The sequence below is a fragment of the Candidatus Thioglobus sp. NP1 genome (assembly GCF_003326015.1).
In the GTDB taxonomy this organism is placed as follows: domain Bacteria; phylum Pseudomonadota; class Gammaproteobacteria; order PS1; family Pseudothioglobaceae; genus Pseudothioglobus; species Pseudothioglobus singularis_A.
Genome location: NZ_CP023860.1, coordinates 709038 through 726170, shown reverse-complemented (window position 1 = coordinate 726170; position 17133 = coordinate 709038). Strand labels below are relative to the sequence as shown.

General features: G+C 35.9%; 20 protein-coding genes and 1 tRNA gene. 10 read left to right on the top strand and 11 right to left on the bottom strand.

The features are described 5' to 3' along the window. Positions 1-2: 2 nt before the first annotated feature. From CRN91_RS03770 to kdsA, 9 genes are all read right to left on the bottom strand, one after another. On the bottom strand, positions 3-362 hold the full coding sequence (locus CRN91_RS03770; RefSeq protein ID WP_114115111.1) for a DUF4282 domain-containing protein: 360 nt from the start codon (positions 360-362) through the stop codon (positions 3-5). A gap of 141 nt (positions 363-503) precedes the next feature. Further along, positions 504-1688, bottom strand: a complete 1185-nt coding sequence (locus tag CRN91_RS03765; protein ID WP_114115110.1) for an ABC transporter substrate-binding protein — start codon at positions 1686-1688, stop codon at positions 504-506. A 173-nt stretch (positions 1689-1861) separates the two neighbouring features. Next, positions 1862-3235 (bottom strand): branched-chain amino acid ABC transporter permease, encoded by a 1374-nt coding sequence (locus CRN91_RS03760; RefSeq protein ID WP_114115109.1) that lies wholly within the window; start codon positions 3233-3235, stop codon positions 1862-1864. Beyond that, positions 3228-4262 (bottom strand): branched-chain amino acid ABC transporter permease, encoded by a 1035-nt coding sequence (locus CRN91_RS03755; protein ID WP_114115108.1) that lies wholly within the window; start codon positions 4260-4262, stop codon positions 3228-3230. The genes CRN91_RS03760 and CRN91_RS03755 overlap by 8 nt, the downstream gene beginning before the upstream one ends. Beyond that, positions 4263-4967: an ABC transporter ATP-binding protein gene (locus CRN91_RS03750; protein WP_114115107.1), complete on the bottom strand. Its 705-nt coding sequence runs from the start codon at positions 4965-4967 to the stop codon at positions 4263-4265. It abuts the gene before it with no gap. Further along, positions 4967-5743, bottom strand: coding sequence for an ABC transporter ATP-binding protein (locus CRN91_RS03745; RefSeq protein WP_114115106.1), 777 nt, complete (start codon positions 5741-5743; stop codon positions 4967-4969). The genes CRN91_RS03750 and CRN91_RS03745 overlap by 1 nt, the downstream gene beginning before the upstream one ends. Before the next feature lie 74 nt (positions 5744-5817). Continuing rightward, complete coding sequence (locus tag CRN91_RS03740; protein WP_114115105.1) at positions 5818-6117, bottom strand: YciI family protein; 300 nt, start codon at positions 6115-6117, stop codon at positions 5818-5820. Between the two features lie 9 nt (positions 6118-6126). Next, positions 6127-6858 (bottom strand): 4-hydroxy-tetrahydrodipicolinate reductase, encoded by a 732-nt coding sequence (gene dapB / locus CRN91_RS03735; protein WP_114115104.1) that lies wholly within the window; start codon positions 6856-6858, stop codon positions 6127-6129. Continuing rightward, positions 6851-7690: a 3-deoxy-8-phosphooctulonate synthase gene (kdsA, locus tag CRN91_RS03730; RefSeq protein WP_114115103.1), complete on the bottom strand. Its 840-nt coding sequence runs from the start codon at positions 7688-7690 to the stop codon at positions 6851-6853. Before kdsA ends, dapB begins: the two co-directional genes overlap by 8 nt. A 77-nt stretch (positions 7691-7767) precedes the next feature. Between kdsA and trpC the strand changes: the two genes are divergently transcribed. The 4 genes from trpC to CRN91_RS03710 all read left to right on the top strand — a co-directional run bounded on the left by trpC (position 7768) and on the right by CRN91_RS03710 (position 10565). Further along, on the top strand, positions 7768-8568 hold the full coding sequence (gene trpC, locus CRN91_RS03725; RefSeq protein WP_114115102.1) for an indole-3-glycerol phosphate synthase TrpC: 801 nt from the start codon (positions 7768-7770) through the stop codon (positions 8566-8568). Then, the gene (locus CRN91_RS03720; RefSeq protein ID WP_114115101.1) at positions 8565-8978 is read left to right on the top strand and encodes an OsmC family protein; all 414 of its coding nucleotides are present in this window, start codon (positions 8565-8567) and stop codon (positions 8976-8978) included. Before trpC ends, CRN91_RS03720 begins: the two co-directional genes overlap by 4 nt. A gap of 54 nt (positions 8979-9032) precedes the next feature. Further along, a tRNA-Ser gene (locus tag CRN91_RS03715) sits at positions 9033-9124 on the top strand. A gap of 16 nt (positions 9125-9140) precedes the next feature. Continuing rightward, on the top strand, positions 9141-10565 hold the full coding sequence (locus CRN91_RS03710; RefSeq protein WP_114115100.1) for a cryptochrome/photolyase family protein: 1425 nt from the start codon (positions 9141-9143) through the stop codon (positions 10563-10565). A 131-nt stretch (positions 10566-10696) separates the two neighbouring features. On the opposite strand, the gene upp is transcribed toward CRN91_RS03710, so the two are convergent. Further along, positions 10697-11326 (bottom strand): uracil phosphoribosyltransferase, encoded by a 630-nt coding sequence (gene upp, locus CRN91_RS03705; protein ID WP_114115099.1) that lies wholly within the window; start codon positions 11324-11326, stop codon positions 10697-10699. Positions 11327-11455: 129 nt separating this feature from the next. Here upp and CRN91_RS03700 point away from each other — a divergent pair, with 129 nt between their 5' ends. The 6 genes from CRN91_RS03700 (at position 11456) to CRN91_RS03675 (ending at position 16738) form a co-directional block, all read left to right on the top strand. Beyond that, positions 11456-12397: a Gfo/Idh/MocA family protein gene (locus CRN91_RS03700; protein ID WP_114115098.1), complete on the top strand. Its 942-nt coding sequence runs from the start codon at positions 11456-11458 to the stop codon at positions 12395-12397. Between the two features lie 76 nt (positions 12398-12473). Next, positions 12474-13256, top strand: a complete 783-nt coding sequence (locus CRN91_RS03695) for a thiazole synthase (RefSeq protein WP_114116059.1) — start codon at positions 12474-12476, stop codon at positions 13254-13256. 18 nt (positions 13257-13274) lie between these two features. Further along, positions 13275-14384, top strand: coding sequence for an aminotransferase class I/II-fold pyridoxal phosphate-dependent enzyme (locus CRN91_RS03690; RefSeq protein ID WP_114115097.1), 1110 nt, complete (start codon positions 13275-13277; stop codon positions 14382-14384). Then, positions 14371-15072, top strand: a complete 702-nt coding sequence (locus CRN91_RS03685) for an alpha/beta fold hydrolase (RefSeq protein WP_114115096.1) — start codon at positions 14371-14373, stop codon at positions 15070-15072. Before CRN91_RS03690 ends, CRN91_RS03685 begins: the two co-directional genes overlap by 14 nt. 85 nt (positions 15073-15157) lie before the next feature. Continuing rightward, positions 15158-15646 (top strand): 5-(carboxyamino)imidazole ribonucleotide mutase, encoded by a 489-nt coding sequence (gene purE / locus CRN91_RS03680; protein WP_114115095.1) that lies wholly within the window; start codon positions 15158-15160, stop codon positions 15644-15646. A 3-nt stretch (positions 15647-15649) separates the two neighbouring features. Continuing rightward, complete coding sequence (locus CRN91_RS03675; RefSeq protein WP_114115094.1) at positions 15650-16738, top strand: 5-(carboxyamino)imidazole ribonucleotide synthase; 1089 nt, start codon at positions 15650-15652, stop codon at positions 16736-16738. Here CRN91_RS03675 and CRN91_RS03670 read toward each other — a convergent pair. Then, entirely contained in the window at positions 16735-17112 is a 378-nt protein-coding gene (locus CRN91_RS03670; RefSeq protein ID WP_114115093.1) for a hypothetical protein, read from the bottom strand. The two genes, CRN91_RS03675 and CRN91_RS03670, sit on opposite strands and share 4 nt — an antisense overlap. Positions 17113-17133: the final 21 nt, after the last annotated feature.

The following is a 17133-nucleotide window of genomic DNA, read 5'->3' as shown; positions in this document are numbered from 1 at the left end:
TATTAATGTTTATAGTAATCTTTTTCGACACTTGAACTAACCATAGCATCACTTTCATTAGTTTTATCGTTTATTTCTTCTAGATTTTCATTAATCCTAAAGAGGATAACAACCATTTCACAGGCCACACGAGATGCAAGAGAGCCACCGATAACCCATACAAGACCTCGCCAAAAGTCGCCCTCAATAAATATGTCTCCAAGCCCCTTAGTTATAAAGGCAAACAAGAGGATCCAATAAAACAAAGTAATTAGTTTAGGAGTAACCATTTCATCTAAATAAAACATGTAATGGTTATCAAGCTTTTGCAATGTAACTTTAAAAGCTTTTTTTATACTGTCCCAGATTTCATTATTATCCATCCTGATTGTCCTTTTTTTTCTTGAAGCTAACTTATTATAATACTAATCAAAGAAAAAGTTTTAAATTCATGTACTTGTAAAAAAAATTATAAAAAAAAGCCCGTCATTAAGACGGGCTTTTTTGTAGATATTTAAAGCTTATTATTTATGGATCTTTACGTTAGTAAATGCACCACCAATAACTTCACGCTCTGCATATGAACCATTTGCTGTTCCACCTGCATCCATCTCAACACCTGTAGCGCCAACGTAGTCAACCACTACACCACCTGAGATATATTTTAAACATTCAGCTAATTTACCAGCATGACATTGAACACCAGGAGCATTTGCAACATTCAAGACTTGTGCCTGAATAGCAGCTCTATCTGTTGAACCTGCGGCCTGTGAAGCAAGAATAATCAAAGCCATAGCATCATATGATTCAGCTGAATAAACACCTGATCCATCAACACCACCAGCCGCAGCAACTGCTAACCAGTTTGCACCAAGTTCTGCATCTGGAGAAGGAAGAGTACCCCATGAACCATCGCCTACAGCACCTGAAGTTACATCACTAATCATACCATCACCAAAGACATAGTCAGTGAAAGCACCAGTGTCTTCTGAAGCAGCAATAATTCCTCTACCACCAGTATCAGCATAGCCTAATATAGCTAAAGTAGCTGAACCACCTGCAGAAAGTGCAGCAACGTCAGCTGAATAGTCAGCTTTATCGTCATCATGTCCTGCCATTACTGTAACTGTTCCACCCATTGCTTCATAAGCATTCACAAAAGCATCTGCCAAACCTTTACCATAGTCACTGTTTGAGTGAGTTACAGCCATATCAGTCTGTCCTCTAGCCATTGCAATACTTGCAAGTACTGGACCCTGTCTAGCATCTGAAGGAGCAGTTCTAAAGAACCAACCACCATCTTCTAATGAAGTTAAAGCCGGTGAAGTAGCAGAAGGTGAAATTGAAACAATACCGTTTGGTACTAATACGTTAGTAATTACAGCACCAGTATTACCAGAACAGTTAGGGCCCATAATAGCCATAACATTATCATCGTTTACCATTTTTTCAGCTTGTGCAATTGCAACCGCTGCATCAATACATACTGAATCACCTTGAATTACATTAATTGTGCCTTGTAGGTATTTGCCAGAAGCGTTTGCTTCTGTTACTGCTAAGTTTGCACCACCAGACATTGCACCAATCATAGATTCTAGTGGACCAGTAAATCCTTGAAGTTCACCAACGTTGACAGTAGCACCGTATGATGCAGTTGCCATCGTAGCTGACAATACAATGCCAGCTGTTGTTTTTAAATAACTTTTCATTTTGTCTCCTAATTTTAAAAAAAGATTCCCAACGCTTAATAAAATATTAAGACGTATTTCCTATGGGATTCGGGTTAATGATAAACAGTTTCCTGTGCTTTGTGTCAAAAATGTAAGAAAAAAAATGAAGTAAACCTAACTACAGTATATCTTTTAAGCATGATTTAGAGAAATTATAGCTCTTTATTTTTCTCTGGAAGAAGCCCACCTGGAGAAAATCTCATAATCAGAAGGAGTATTGTCCCCATAAATACTAACCTAAGGTAATGGACTCGATCCTCAATAAATTCTAAAGATGCGCTGCCTTCCTGCAAAGTATTACCAAGCATTTCAACCACCCAAAGGCCCATTGGGCCAGACTGGATCCACATAAACCAGATTATAAAGGCACCCAAAACAGAGCCTAAATTATTCCCTGAACCACCCAGAATTACCATTACCCATATCAAAAAAGTAAATCGAAGGGGTTGATAAGCAGTAGGAATAAATATTCCATCATAGGTTACCAATAAAGCACCTGCTACTCCAACAATTGCAGAGCCCAGGATAAAAATTTGAAGATGTTGACGTTTAATATTCTTACCCATTGCTGAGGCTGCAACTTCATTATCCCGAATTGCTCTAACTTTTCTTCCCCAAGGGGAATTTAAAGCAAGATTAGAAAGCATAATGAAGGCAACTAAAATTAAAAGAATTAAGCCTGAATAACTAAGCTTTACAAAAACGACTGACGCCTCTCTTACATAATCACCAAGTTTATCTATTTGATCTGATTGAGACAACAACTGTAGTTCTGATTTATGCATCCAGGCAACAATATTTTGAAGCCATTCAGACTTTTGCATATCAACTTCATAAGCAACAGGCCTAGGAATTCCATAAACGTTTTTGAGGCCACGAACAAACCAGTCCTCATTCTTAATAACATACAAAATAATTTCAGAAATACCCAATGTTGCTATTGCTAGATAATCTGTTCTTAAACCTAAAGTTATCTTCCCAATCCACCATGCTGCTCCAGCAGCAACCACTCCTCCAACTATCCATGAGAATGCTATCGGAAGACCAAAACCACCTAAATAACCTGTAATTGCAGGATCTACTTTTTCAATAATATCTGCAGCTTGAGAGAAATAGAATCTAGTAAACAAATAACCAATAACTACAATCGCAGCTACTAACCATTTATTAATACCTCTGCGATTCAGTAATACACCTGCAGCAATTGTTACAGCTCCAAGAATTAATGCAAAAAGCATTTTTAAACCACCAGCATTAACCGCCTCGGTAACTGGTTGTTGCGCAATTAAAACTACGCTTACCCCGCCCAATGCTGCAAACCCCATAATTCCAACATTAAATAGGCCCGCATAACCCCATTGAATATTTACGCCTAAAGCCATAATTGCTGAAATTAATGACATGTTAATAATACCAAGTGCCAAAGCCCAGGATTGATTTAGTCCTACAAATAGGAGTATGAGACCCATTATAGTAAAATAAGCAATTGCTTTATTGGCTTGCCAAATATTATTTAAATTATTCATCAACTATCACCTTACCTTTAAATAACCCAGTAGGCTTTATAAGAAGCACAATTACCAATATAACGAATGAAATTGCGTATTTATACTCAGTACCAATAAGTTGAACTAGCGAAGTAGGATGCATTGATAGTGGCAACAAGTAAATTAAAAATTTCTTATAGGCATAAGTTAATAATATCTCAGAAAAAGCGACCAGGAATGCTCCTGCAATGGCTCCAATAGGTGAGCCAATGCCACCCACTATAACTGAAGCAAAAATTGGTAATAATAATAGATGATATTGCTGGGGAGCAAAACCTTTATCAAGCCCATAAAGTGTTCCTGCAATTGTTGTAAATAAAGCAACTAGCAACCAGGTTATTTGAACTACTTTATCTGGATCTATCCCAGATAGAAGTGCTAATTCTTTATTATCTGAATAAGCTCGCATAGCTTTTCCTGTTTTTGTTTTTTGCAAAAAATAGAATAGAAAAGCAACCAAAAGTATTGCAAGAGTTATAGTCAGAAATTGAGATGTTTTAAATGCAATGCCCTGCTCAAGGCCAGTAAATGCTTTAAACTCTCTTACAGAAAAGATAAACCTCTCACCGTCTCCAAATCTTTGAGCAGAGGCACCCAATACAAATCTGACTATTCCACCAGTAACAAACATAACGCCTATTGATGCTGAAATACCAACAATTGATTTAGCTTTTATTCTGCGATAGTGCCTATAAACCAATCTATCCATTGTCAATAAATAAATTGACATACCTATTAATGCCAATGGAATTGCCAAAAGAGCAGTAGGTATACCAGTTATTGTCCACCCCCTACTAATCATATAACTACTTATTAATATGACAAGCATTGTTCCAAAAGCCATGCTATCACCCTGTGCAAAGTTTGAAAACCTCAAAATTGAATAAACTAAAGTGACTGCCAAAGCACCTAGAGCCAATTGGGATCCATAAGATAGAGCTGGAAGAATTACAAAATTTGTAAGTAAAGCAAATGCATTAATAATATCAATTGATTCTGATGTCATCTACCCTCCTAAAAACTTTTTTCGAACTTCAGGATTATTTATGAGCTCTTTACCAGTGCCCGTATGCTCATTTCGACCAGACACTAAAACATAGCCCTTGTCTGCAATATTAAGAGCTTGTTGTGCATTTTGCTCTACCATAAGAACGGCCATACCAGCATTTCTTACATCCAATATATTAGAAAAAATTTCATCCATTACTATTGGTGATACCCCTGCAGTTGGCTCATCAAGAAGCATAACTGAAGGCCTCGTCATCATAGCTCTTCCAAAAGCAACCTGTTGCCTTTGACCACCCGATAATTGCTCAGCCAATTGTTTTCTCTTCTCATGCAATATTGGAAACAACTCATAAACCTCATCAATAGTTTTACTAATATCGTCTTTTCTAATAAAGCCACCCATTTGAAGATTTTCTTCAACAGTCATTGATGGAAAAACATTTTTTGTTTGGGGAACAAACGCAAGACCATGATTAATTCTTTCTTGTGTAGTGAGTGTTGAGATGTCTTTACCATCAAACTTAACTGAGCCTGAAGTTGCTTCAAGCATCCCTAAAAGAACTCTCATGACTGTTGATTTACCAGCACCATTTGGACCGACTATGACAGCAAGCTCACCCTTTTCAACCTCGACAGAGCATTCATGTAATATTGGAACTACACCATAAGAGGCTACCAAATTTTTTCCTTCAAGGTAAGCCATTAGCTAGCTACCTCAGTTTTAATACCTTTACCAAGATAAGCCTCAATAACTGCATCACTGCTTTTAATTTCATCAGGAGTACCAGTAGTTAATATTTGTCCTTCAGCAAGAACAACAACTGGATCACAAAGTCTTGAAATAAAATCCATATCATGCTCAATCATACAAAATGTATAGCCTCTCTCTGAATTTAGTCTCAAGATTGCATCTCCGATTTGTTTAAGTAAGGTTCTGTTAACCCCAGCTCCAACCTCATCTAGAAGAACCACCTTAGCATCAACCATCATAGTTCGAGCTAGCTCTAATAATTTTTTTTGACCACCAGAAAGATTTCCAGCCCTTTCATTCTTTAGATGACTTATACTTAGAAAATCAATTACTTCCTCTGCTTTCTCTTGAAGTATCCTTTCTTCCTCTTGAATTTGTCTTCTCTTAAACCAAGTATTCATCAGATCTTCTCCCAGCTGGTTAGCCGGAACCATCATTAAATTCTCTAAAACACTTAATGTTGGAAACTCATGAGCAATCTGGAATGTCCTTAAAAGTCCTTTGTGGAAAAGTTGATGTGAAGTTAAATCTGTAACGTCTTCACCATCAAGAATTATTTCACCCTCTGTTGGTTGATAAAGTCCAGCAATCAAGTTAAACATGGTAGTTTTACCAGCTCCATTAGGACCTACCAAACCAGTAATTGATCCCTTATTAATGTGCAAATCAACGCAATCCACGGCTTTAATGCCACCAAAATGTTTTGATAAGTTTTTAACTGTAATCATTTTTTAATGATTTAACCTAAGTGCTGTTTAAAAAATGCCAAATTATCCTAGAAATCAAAAGTTATTGTATTGTTTTAAGGCAAAACTTTATTAAATGTTTTGACGACAAAACTCGAATAAACTCCAGCTTTCACATAAGGGTCTGAATCTGCCCAAGATTGAGCCGCCTTTAGATCTTCAAACTCAGCAACTACAAGCGAGCCTGTAAAGCCAGCATCACCAGGATCCTGGTTATCAACTGCAGGATGGGGTCCAGCTAAAATCAACCTCCCTTCATCTTTCAATTGATTTAATCGGGCAACATGCTCTGGTCGAGCGATCTTCCTTTTCTCCAGGCTATCTTTGACATCTTGTGAAATGATAGCATACAACATTAGTTACTCTCAAAGATCCAAAACATCTTGCATTGAATACAAACCATTTGGTTTATTATGAAGCCAATGAGCAGCCCTTACAGCACCATTTGCATAAATCATTCTAGAAGATGCCTTGTGAGTTATTTCAACTCGCTCTCCTTCCATAAAAAATATAACTGTATGCTCACCTACAACATCTCCACCTCTTATAGAAGAAAAACCAATCGTGTTCAAATCTCTAGGCTCTTCTATTCCTTCACGCCCATATATAGCACATTTTGACAAATCTCTTCCAAGAGCATTCGCCACAACCTCACCCATTTTTATAGCAGTACCTGATGGAGAATCAACTTTGAAGCGGTGATGGGATTCAATAATCTCTATACTTGAATCTGGACCAATAACTTTTGCAGATGTCTCTAGAATTTTAAGTGTTAAATTTACACCAATACTCATATTAGGAGCAAATACAATGGGAATTTTATTTGAGGCTTGGTTAATAGTTTCAAGCTCATTATCACTGAAGCCAGTTGTTCCAATTACCATAGCCTTACTTGAGCTTAAGCAACTTGATAAAGCACTTAAAGTTGCCTCAGGCCGAGTAAAGTCAATTAAAACGTCAAAGTCATCAAGTGCCATGTCAAGGCTGTCTCCTTTATCAAAGCCACCACCAAAATTAACATTTTTATTCAAATTAATAGAATCAATAAGAGCTAACCCCATTTTTCCTTTTGCTCCATTAATTGCTACTTTAGTCATTGATAGAATCCTCTAATAAATCATTATTTTTTGTCACAGCATCAATCTTTTTAAGTGTCTCTAATAACGTATACATCAAATTCATAGGCATTGAATTTTTGCCATCACTTTTGGCCATTGCTGGATCTGGATGAGTTTCCATAAAAATACCAGAAACGCCAACTGCAACTGCAGCTCTAGCTAAAACGGGTACCATTTCTCTTTGTCCACCAGAACTAGACCCTTGAGCTCCAGGCTGCTGGACAGAGTGCGTTGCATCAAAAACGACTGGACAATTTGTTGATCTCATGCTTGAAAGTCCCCTCATGTCTGAAATCAATGTGTTATAACCAAAGGAAGTGCCTCGATCACAGACCATAATTTGTTGATTACCCGTATCTTTAGCTTTTTTAACAACGTTGTCCATATCCCATGGAGCCTGGAACTGTCCTTTCTTAATATTTACTGGAAGTCCTTGTTTACAAACATTTTGAATAAAGTTAGTTTGTCTGACAAGAAAGGCTGGAGTTTGCAGAACGTCAACTACTGAAGAGACCTCATCTAAAGGCGAGTCTTCATGAACATCTGTCAAAATAGAAACACCAACTTCAGTTTTAACTTTTTCAAGAATACGCAACCCTTCAGCGATACCTAGACCACGAAAACTATCAGCACTCGTTCTGTTTGCTTTGTCATAAGATGACTTATAAATAAAATTAATTTCAAGCTCAGAACACACTTTTTTTAAATAGATAGCACTCTCAATCGCCAAAGACTCTGACTCAACAACACAGGGCCCAGCAATTAAAAAAAATGGGTGTTCAATACCAGCATGAAAATCTAATAAATTCATGTACTTCACTCAAGACTTAAATATATATACGTAAATTATACGTTTAAAATAAGCATAGTTATAAATTCATTAAAACCATGCCAGAAGAGACACCTAATATACTTAAAAAAATAATTGCTAGAAAGCATCTAGAGGTTGCTGAATCAATAACTCGAGTCCCGCTAGAAAGAATAATTGAACTTTCAAGCTTAGCTGACAAAACTCGTGGATTTTTCAATGCCTTACAAGTACGAATTCTCAATCATCAAAGTGGTATTATTGCTGAAATTAAAAAAGCTTCTCCAAGTAAAGGTGTACTTAAGGAAAACTTTAATCCTGTTGAGATTGCAAAAAGTTATGAAAAAGGTGGTGCAAGCTGTCTTTCAATCCTAACAGATCGAGATTTTTTTCAAGGAGATCCACAATACTTAATAACAGCTCGTGCAGCAGTTTCAATTCCAGTCATACGTAAAGATTTTATCATTCACCCCTATCAAGTCTATGAATCTAGAGCGATGGGTGCAGATTGTATTTTATTAATTGCTTCTTGCTTAACTGATGAAGATATAAAATCTCTAAGTGATATTGCTTTGTCTTTATCAATGGATGTCTTGATAGAGGTGCATAACCTAGATGAACTTGAAAGGGCTCAAAAAATTAATTTACCCATGATAGGAATTAACAATAGAAATCTTCATAACTTTGAAGTAACTCTGCAAACAACTATTGATTTAATCGATAAAATTAGTGATGATAAAATTATTATTACTGAATCTGGGATTACCTCTAAGGCAGATGTTGAGATGATGCATGAAAATAATGTGTTTGGATTTTTAGTTGGTGAAGCATTTATGAGACATCCTAATCCAGGCCAACAATTAAAGGAGTTTTTTAAATGAATATTTCAGTTAACTGGATTGATGGCATGCTAATGGTTGGTAAGTCTGATAGTGGACATGCTATTACCATGGATGGACCTCCAGAAATTGGTGGTGCTAACTTAGGTGTTAGGCCAATGGAAATGATGCTACTTGGGATGGCTGGATGCACAATGATTGATGTTGTTTCTACCCTTGAAAAGATGCGTGAAAATCTTGTTCAATGTGAAACTAAGGTCAGCGCAGAGCGCTCAGATGAGCACCCAAAGGTTTTTACAAATATTCATATTCACTTTATTGTTAAAGGGGAGGCTCTTAATTCTAAAAAGGTTGAGAAGGCGATAACACTTTCAGCTGAAAAATACTGTTCAGCTTCAATCATGCTTAGTAAAACTGCCTCTATAACTCATGACTTTGAAATCATAGATTAAGATCATATTACTAAATCCTTGAAGAAAAAATTTCCAGTATAATATTCCTTCTCCGGAGAGATGGCCGAGTGGCTGAAGGCGCTCCCCTGCTAAGGGAGTATAGGCTTTAACTCCTATCGAGGGTTCGAATCCCTCTCTCTCCGCCACTAATTTAAATACATTATGAAAAAGTCTAAAGCTATCCATTGGTTTCGTCAAGATCTGAGGTTATCAGATAATCCTGCATTATATGATGGAGCAAAAAATAACTCAATTCTTCCAATATATATTCTTGATAATAAAAATTCAAAAGATTTATCAATGGGAGCAGCAAGTAAATTTTGGCTTCATCACTCATTAGCTTCTCTTGACAAAAGTTTAAATGAAAATTTATCAATCTATCAGGGCGATCCACTTGAAATCTTATTAGATATCATTAATCGTTTAAATATTGAAGAAATATATTGGAATCGATGTTATGAACCATGGCGCATTAAACGTGATACTTTGATTAAAAAAGAATTAGAATCGAATGGCATCAAGGTAACTACTTTAAATGGTTCATTATTATGGGAACCTTGGACAATAAAAAAAGGAGATGGAACTCCATATAAAGTTTTCACACCCTTCTTTCGAAAAGGTTGCCTTCTATCAGATGAGCCTCGAAAACCTCTTCCTACCCCAAATAATTTAGATTTTTTACATGATAATGATAAATCCTTAGAAATTAATGATCTTGCTTTATTGCCCTCCATTAGATGGGATATTGAGATGAAACCATTTTGGAATATTGGAGAAGATGGGGCGAATAAACGCTTATCAGAATTTCTTGGTAATGGAATTGAAAACTACAAGAAAGGTAGAAATTTTCCTGCAAAACCTTTTGTTTCTAGAATCTCTCCACACATGCATTTTGGTGAGATATCACCTAACCAAGCCTGGTATGCTGCTAAAAATAAAGGTAATGATGCGAGTATTGATCATTTTTTGAGTGAACTTGGTTGGCGAGAATTCTCTTATACACAACTTTATTTCAATCCTGAGCTTCCTAAAAAAAATCTCCAGTCAAAATTTGACCAATTTCCTTGGGATGATAATCCAAATAATTTATCAGCCTGGCAGAGAGGACAAACTGGTGTCCCTATGGTTGATGCTGGAATGAGAGAGCTTTGGTTGACTGGGGCAATGCATAACCGCGTGAGAATGGTTGTTGGATCATTCTTAGTTAAAAATTTATTGTTGCATTGGCATCATGGAGAACGCTGGTTTTGGGACTGCCTTGTTGATGCTGATCTAGCAAGTAACAGCGCAAGCTGGCAATGGATTGCTGGATGTGGTGCTGATGCTGCGCCCTACTTTAGAATCTTTAATCCAGTAACGCAAGGTGAAAAATTTGACTCTGATGGTGAGTATATTCGTAAATACATACCTGAAATAAAAGCGCTACCAAATAAGTATTTATTCAGCCCTTGGGAGGCGCCAAAAGAAGAGCTAGGTAAAGCAGGAATTGTTTTGGGGCATGATTATCCAAATCCTGTTATTGATCTAAAGGAATCTCGACAAAAAGCTCTTGATGCCTTCAAATCGTTAAAAAAAGCTGAAGAATAATCCTCAATTCCATAAGTCGCATCTGATTTAAGAAATTTCCATTCTAGAGTTGGTATTTTAGCTTCAGATAATTGAATGAATTCTCCATTCATCCAAGTGGTTCCTTGAGGAAAAATATCCTCCTAAGCTATTTATTTTGTTCCAAAAATCTTATCGCCAGCATCTCCTAGACCTGGAAGAATATATCCATTTTCATTTAAGGAATCATCTACTGAAGCTATAAATAAATCAACATCTGGATGTAATTTTGTAACTCTTTCTAGCCCCTCAGGAGCAACGACCAAAAATAAGCCTATAATTTTTTTACAACCCTTTTGTTTTAATAGATCAATTGTAGCGAGCAATGTTCCGCCTGTAGCCAACATTGGATCAATAATAAGTGCAGTTCTTTGGTCAATGTCAGTAATCACTTTATCAAAGTAAGCTACTGGATTTAGTGTTTCTTCGTCTCTATAAAGTCCAACAACGCTAACTTTTGCATTGGGCACTAGAGTCAATACACCATCGAGCATACCCAAACCCGCTCTAAGAATAGGAACAATTGAAAGTTTTTTACCTGTTAACATTTGAGTTTTTATTGGCTTACCTTGCCAACCATTAATCTCAATATCTTCCAAGGGTAAGTCACGAGTAGCCTCATAAGTTAAGAGACTTGCAACCTCATTAGCAAGTTCTCGAAACTGTTTTGTACTTATTCCCTCTTGCCTTAGCAAAGCAATTTTATGGGCTAATAGGGGATGTTTTATAGCATTTAAAGGCATCAGAGTTCCTTAAAAAAAAATTGATTAACAAATGATTTTACATGTTAATACAATTTGTAATATTATTCTAAAAACTAAATATCAATAACTTGTATTATTAATAGTTAAATTACTAAAAAAAATTATTTTATGAAGTTTGGAATTTTAGGAGAAGCAAAAATTGCTCGCGAACATATTGTGCCAGCAATATTAGCTGCAGGACATGAAGTTACCCATGTTGGAAGAAGAAATCCTGGTCAAGTTCCATTACCAAGTATTTATAAAGACGCTATTGAGACTGACTATGACTCCCTCCTATCAGAACCATCAATAGATGCAATTTATAATCCACTACCAAATCATCTGCATGTGCCCTATTCTATTGAAGCACTTAAATTAGGCAAGCATGTTCTTTGTGAAAAACCTGTCGCACTTAACTTAGATGAATTAATCAAACTAGAGTCAGTAGCCAAAGAATCTAGTGCATTTTTCTATGAAGCCTATATGGTTAGAAGTCATCCACAGTGGGATTGGCTTAAAAAGCTTGATATTGGAAAACATCAGTCCTCTCATTTTATTTTTAGCTATCCTCAGCAACCAGCAGATAACTATCGTAATCGTGCTCAAGATGGTGGTGGTCCTTTATATGACATAGGTTGTTATGCAATATTGTCTGGCTGTTTACTTTTCAATGGTTCACCTGAAGTGCTTTCAGCAAGTGCAATAATGAATGATAGTTTTGATGTCGAGAAGCAAGTAGATGCCTCACTTAAATGGCCAAATGGTGAAACTCTTAGCTTTACTGTTTCAGGAAGTGCTGCATTATGCCAAACATTGACATTATTAGGCTCAAATGGCTGGGCAAAACTCAATGTTCCTGTAAACCCACCTGAGATAACACATGCTTATTGGTCAAATGGGGGCTTAGATGAAGGCAATAAAATAAGCTTTCCACCTTGTAATCAATATCAACTTATGGTGCATGACTTTGTAACTCTTGCAGAGTCAGGATCAAAATCTGACTTCTCATTGTCAACTATAGTAACTAAAGCTATAAATGAAATTCAGCAAGCTACTGGATTAAGCGTATAGATAATTCATCTATAATTCAAAAGAATACTGAGCGATTTAACATTATTTTTACCATCTCATGGTATCTTATAACGCTATGAAAAAAGACACTCCATTTACTATAGCAGGAAGAACTTTTAACTCTAGACTCCTCGTTGGTTCCGGAAAATATAAAGATTTAGAGGAAACTAAGTTAGCTACTGAAGCCTCTGGTTCAGAGATTATTACTGTGGCAATTCGTCGTGTAAATATTGGCCAAAATCCAAACGAAGAAAGTCTTCTTGATGCTATCTCACCTTCAAAATATACTATTCTTCCAAATACTGCTGGCTGTTACAACGCAAAAGATGCAGTTAGAACTCTACTTCTAGCGAGAGAATTGTTAGACGGGCATAACCTGGTTAAATTGGAGGTTCTGGGTGATGAAAAAACACTTTATCCTAATATTGTAGAAACTCTTGAAGCATCTAAAATATTAATAAAAGAAGGTTTTGATGTCATGGTTTATACTTCAGATGATCCTATAGTAGCTAAAGAACTTGAAGAGATTGGTTGCTGTGCAATTATGCCATTAGCTTCTCTTATTGGATCAGGCCAGGGGTTGACTAATCCCTTTAACATTAAGCTAATTAAAGACCAAGCCAGTGTTCCTGTCCTAGTTGATGCTGGAATTGGCTGTGCGAGTGATGCAGCCAAAGCAATGGAGCTCGGATGTGATGGAGTATTGATGAATTCAGCTATTGCAAATGCGGATGACCCTCTATTAATGGCAAGTGCAATGAGGCATGCCATTATAGCTGGAAGGGAATCATATCTTGCAGGTAGAATGCTTAAGAAAGTTTATGCTAGTGCATCATCGCCTATGGAAAACTTAATATAGATTTTCAATAATATTGCCATGAGCTTCTCAAAAAAAATTAGTTATATTGAGCAGAATCATTTATTTCGTTTACGAAGAGTCGCTGCAAGTGCCCAAGGCACGGAAATGTGTATTGATGGTAAAAAAATTATAAACTTTTGCTCTAATGACTATTTATCCCTTGCTAATCACCCTCAAATAAAAGAGTCTCTAATTAAAGGTATTAAGGACTATGGTGTAGGGTCTGGAGCATCACACTTAGTTAGTGGGCACTCAAAATTACACCATGAACTTGAAGAAGCATTAGCTGATCATACTGGACAACAAAGAGCGCTACTATTTTCATCTGGGTATAGTGCAAATCTTGGGGTATTCTCTGCCTTGAGGGACGAAATTAAATGGACACTCCAAGATAAACTTAATCATGCTTCATTAATTGATGCAAATAGATTAATCGAACTTCCAATTCAAAGGTATCTCCATAATAATCTGGACTCTCTTCAAAAAAAACTCGATAAACAAAAAGGTTCTGGACTTGTTGCAACTGATAATGTCTTTAGCATGGATGGTGACAAAGCCAATATTAAAGGAATTGAAAAGATTCTAAATCAAAAAAATGCTCTTCTAATGCAAGATGATGCTCATGGCTTTGGTATTTTTAATCCAATGATTCCTAAACACTCTATTTATATGGCAACTTTAGGAAAGGCTGCTGGAGTTATGGGTGCTTTTGTTGCTGGTGATGAGGACTTAATAGAATTTCTAATCCAAAAATCAAGACCCTATACATATACTACTGCTATTCCTCCAAGTTTTTGTATTGCAATCCTCACAAGTTTAAAGTTAATAGACAATGGTGAGCAGAAACAAAAATTACTCACTAATATTAGCTATTTTAAGAGTATTGCTAGTCAATTAGGTCTTCAATTTGGAATATCCAATAGTGCCATCCAGCCCCTAGTTATAGGTTCAAGCAGTGCCGCTCTAAAACTGAGTAACCAGCTATTTGAAGAGGGATTTTTTGTTAGTGCTATTCGCCCACCTACGGTTCCACCTAATACAGCTCGACTGCGATTTACATTATCAGCAAACCATACTTCACAACAAATAAATAAGCTTCTTGAAAAGGTAAAAAATGTTATGGCATAAAACTGTTGGTGAAGGCCAAGACTTAGTTTTATTACATGGTTGGGCTTTTAATAGTGACATCTTTCAAAGTCTGGTTGATATGTACTCTACATACTATCGTGTAACAGTTATTGATCTGCCTGGACATGGAAGGAGTAGTGATATTAATGGCAATATAGATTCCTGGAGTGATGAAATAATAAAACTAATTCCTGAGCAATCAATTCTTGTTGGATGGTCCTTGGGTGGGCTTTTATCAATACGTATTGCCAATAAAATTAGTCTAAAAAAACTAATCCTAATTGCAGCTTCGCCATGCCTTGTTTCCAAAGATAACTGGAATTATGGAATTAAAAATGAAGTATTTGATCAATTTGTTTTAAATTTAAAAAATGATAGTACAAAGGCCCTTATGCGTTTTGTAAGTCTCCAAAGCAAGAAAAAATCACAAGTTCAAGAACTTCATAAAGCGATCCAAAGATTCCCTGCCTCTAGAAGTGCACTGAAATATGGACTTAATATAATTTTAGATTCAGACTTACAAGATGAATATAAAAAAATTACTATTCCAAAAACTGTAATACTTGGCAGTCTAGATAGTCTAATTCCAATTAGTATAAAAAATTGGTACGAAAAAAATGGTACTCAGATCTATGAACTTCATTGTGGACATCTACCCTTTTTAGATGAGACTTTTAAATTACCTTAAAGGGTAATTATCACTTTAGTTTGAACTCTTAATACATCTTCATTTTGGTATAATCTGAATAATTTCCTTATTCAAAATAAAAACAATGAGTGCATTAGTCGGGGTTATTATGGGCTCCAAATCTGACTGGTCAACAATGAAAAGTGCCGTTGATATGCTAGAGGAATTTGAGGTTCCATATGAAGTCAAAGTTGTTTCAGCTCATCGAACTCCAGACCTTATGTTTGAATACGCAGAGACAGCTGAAGAAAGAGGCTTAGAGGTAATCATAGCTGGTGCTGGAGGTTCAGCTCACCTTCCAGGAATGGTAGCGTCAAAAACAATTATTCCAGTTCTTGGAGTGCCTGTTCAATCGAAAGCTCTAAGTGGTCAAGATTCACTTCTTTCAATTGTTCAAATGCCTGGGGGTATCCCTGTTGGAACTCTTGCTATTGGAGAAGCTGGTGCAAAAAATGCAGGCATTTTAGCTGCTCAAATCGTTGGCAATCATAATGATAAGATAAGGCAAAAGGTTGCTAAATTTCGCCTAGAGCAAACTCAGAGTGTTCTTAATAACCCATATCCTGATAATTAATTTATGAAAATTGGTGTTCTTGGTGCTGGTCAATTGGGAAGAATGCTTGCGCTATCTGCATACCCATTAGGCCATCAAATGAGTTTTTTAGCTCTTTCAGAAGAAGATCCATCATCTCTACTTGGGAAGACATTTATTCATAATAATGATCCAGAAGTTGTAAAAAAATTTGCTTCTCACTCAGATGTAATAACATATGAAAGTGAAAATACTGATATCAATATTGTTAATGAAATTAATAATATGACATCAGTTTATCCAAATGAAAGGTCATTATTTATTTCTCAACATCGAATTCGGGAAAAGGAACTTCTCAATAAACTTGGTATTCCGTGTGCTCCTTATGAAATAGTTAATTCTCTAGTTGATCTGGAAGTTGCCGTTAAGAATATTGGGGTTCCCTCGATATTAAAAACAACTATAGATGGTTATGATGGTAAGGGTCAGTTTCTAATTACATCTGAATCTCAGATAAATCAGGCATGGAAAGTTTTGTCAGGCAAACCATCAGTGCTTGAAGGTTATATAAATTTTAAACGTGAGCTTTCATTGATTGCAGTCAGAGGGATTGATAGTGATATCAAATTCTATCCATTAGTTGAAAATTCTCATCATGAAGGTATTCTGAGACTAACAATTGCTCCAGCAAGAAACGTCTCAGATTCAATTCAAAATAAAGCTGAGGATTATATGAAATCCATTCTTACTGAAATTGAACATGTTGGTGTTTTAACTATTGAACTTTTTGAGACTGATAATGATCTTGTTGTAAATGAGATTGCACCAAGAGTTCATAATTCAGGGCATTGGACAATTGAAGGTGCAAAAACGTCACAATTTGAAAATCATATTAGAGCAATTACTAAATCACCTTTAGGGCAAACAAATTGTATAAATAAATATAGTGCCATGATAAATATAATAGGAACTCATGGTGCCATAGAGAAGATTCTTAAAACTAAAAATACCCATCTTCATCTTTACAATAAAAAGGAACGTAAAGATAGAAAATTAGGTCACGTAACAATAACTGCTGATTCTATAAAAGATTTAGATAGTTCTATTGAAACTCTTAAAGATTTTTTACCTTAGTCTTCGTTGAGATCAAAAATACTGACATCAGCCCGAGCATCAAGAACTTCATGATAAAACTGCTCAGCAAGGTTTCCTTCATAACGATAGGCTGAGATTTCACTTACTTCAACACCAACTAGAAATTGACAAACATGAATCATTTCATGGGATAAGGTAATAATGAATTTTTTCTGATCTAGGGATTCTTCAATTTCTATATAAAACTTACCATTTCCCTCATAATCAGTCCAAGCTAGGGCATCATCAACTTTTTGAATAGTAAGATCTATATTTGGAATATCATTCTTTGGAAAAAAACCATTACTGCAGAAGTTAAACAACTGATGAGAAAGCCTTATTTGTTCTTTATTACCACCATGAATATAAAGCATTTTTTACAAAAAATCACATAG

Bases quoted from the DNA above. Each gene is read 5' to 3' on its own strand.
- CRN91_RS03750 (WP_114115107.1), bottom strand. From the start codon at position 4,967: ATGGCTTACCTTGAAGGAAAAAATTTGGTAGCCTCTTATGGTGTAGTT.
- CRN91_RS03695 (WP_114116059.1), top strand. From the start codon at position 12,474: ATGAAAAAAGACACTCCATTTACTATAGCAGGAAGAACTTTTAACTCT.
- CRN91_RS03765 (WP_114115110.1), bottom strand. From the start codon at position 1,688: ATGAAAAGTTATTTAAAAACAACAGCTGGCATTGTATTGTCAGCTACG.
- purE (WP_114115095.1), top strand. From the start codon at position 15,158: ATGAGTGCATTAGTCGGGGTTATTATGGGCTCCAAATCTGACTGGTCA.
- CRN91_RS03670 (WP_114115093.1), bottom strand. From the start codon at position 17,112: ATGCTTTATATTCATGGTGGTAATAAAGAACAAATAAGGCTTTCTCAT.
- CRN91_RS03755 (WP_114115108.1), bottom strand. From the start codon at position 4,262: ATGACATCAGAATCAATTGATATTATTAATGCATTTGCTTTACTTACA.
- upp (WP_114115099.1), bottom strand. From the start codon at position 11,326: ATGCCTTTAAATGCTATAAAACATCCCCTATTAGCCCATAAAATTGCT.
- CRN91_RS03675 (WP_114115094.1), top strand. From the start codon at position 15,650: ATGAAAATTGGTGTTCTTGGTGCTGGTCAATTGGGAAGAATGCTTGCG.
- CRN91_RS03710 (WP_114115100.1), top strand. From the start codon at position 9,141: ATGAAAAAGTCTAAAGCTATCCATTGGTTTCGTCAAGATCTGAGGTTA.
- CRN91_RS03760 (WP_114115109.1), bottom strand. From the start codon at position 3,235: ATGAATAATTTAAATAATATTTGGCAAGCCAATAAAGCAATTGCTTAT.
- CRN91_RS03700 (WP_114115098.1), top strand. From the start codon at position 11,456: ATGAAGTTTGGAATTTTAGGAGAAGCAAAAATTGCTCGCGAACATATT.
- CRN91_RS03740 (WP_114115105.1), bottom strand. From the start codon at position 6,117: ATGTTGTATGCTATCATTTCACAAGATGTCAAAGATAGCCTGGAGAAA.
- trpC (WP_114115102.1), top strand. From the start codon at position 7,768: ATGCCAGAAGAGACACCTAATATACTTAAAAAAATAATTGCTAGAAAG.
- kdsA (WP_114115103.1), bottom strand. From the start codon at position 7,690: ATGAATTTATTAGATTTTCATGCTGGTATTGAACACCCATTTTTTTTA.
- CRN91_RS03685 (WP_114115096.1), top strand. From the start codon at position 14,371: ATGTTATGGCATAAAACTGTTGGTGAAGGCCAAGACTTAGTTTTATTA.
- CRN91_RS03745 (WP_114115106.1), bottom strand. From the start codon at position 5,743: ATGATTACAGTTAAAAACTTATCAAAACATTTTGGTGGCATTAAAGCC.
- CRN91_RS03720 (WP_114115101.1), top strand. From the start codon at position 8,565: ATGAATATTTCAGTTAACTGGATTGATGGCATGCTAATGGTTGGTAAG.
- CRN91_RS03770 (WP_114115111.1), bottom strand. From the start codon at position 362: ATGGATAATAATGAAATCTGGGACAGTATAAAAAAAGCTTTTAAAGTT.
- CRN91_RS03690 (WP_114115097.1), top strand. From the start codon at position 13,275: ATGAGCTTCTCAAAAAAAATTAGTTATATTGAGCAGAATCATTTATTT.
- dapB (WP_114115104.1), bottom strand. From the start codon at position 6,858: ATGACTAAAGTAGCAATTAATGGAGCAAAAGGAAAAATGGGGTTAGCT.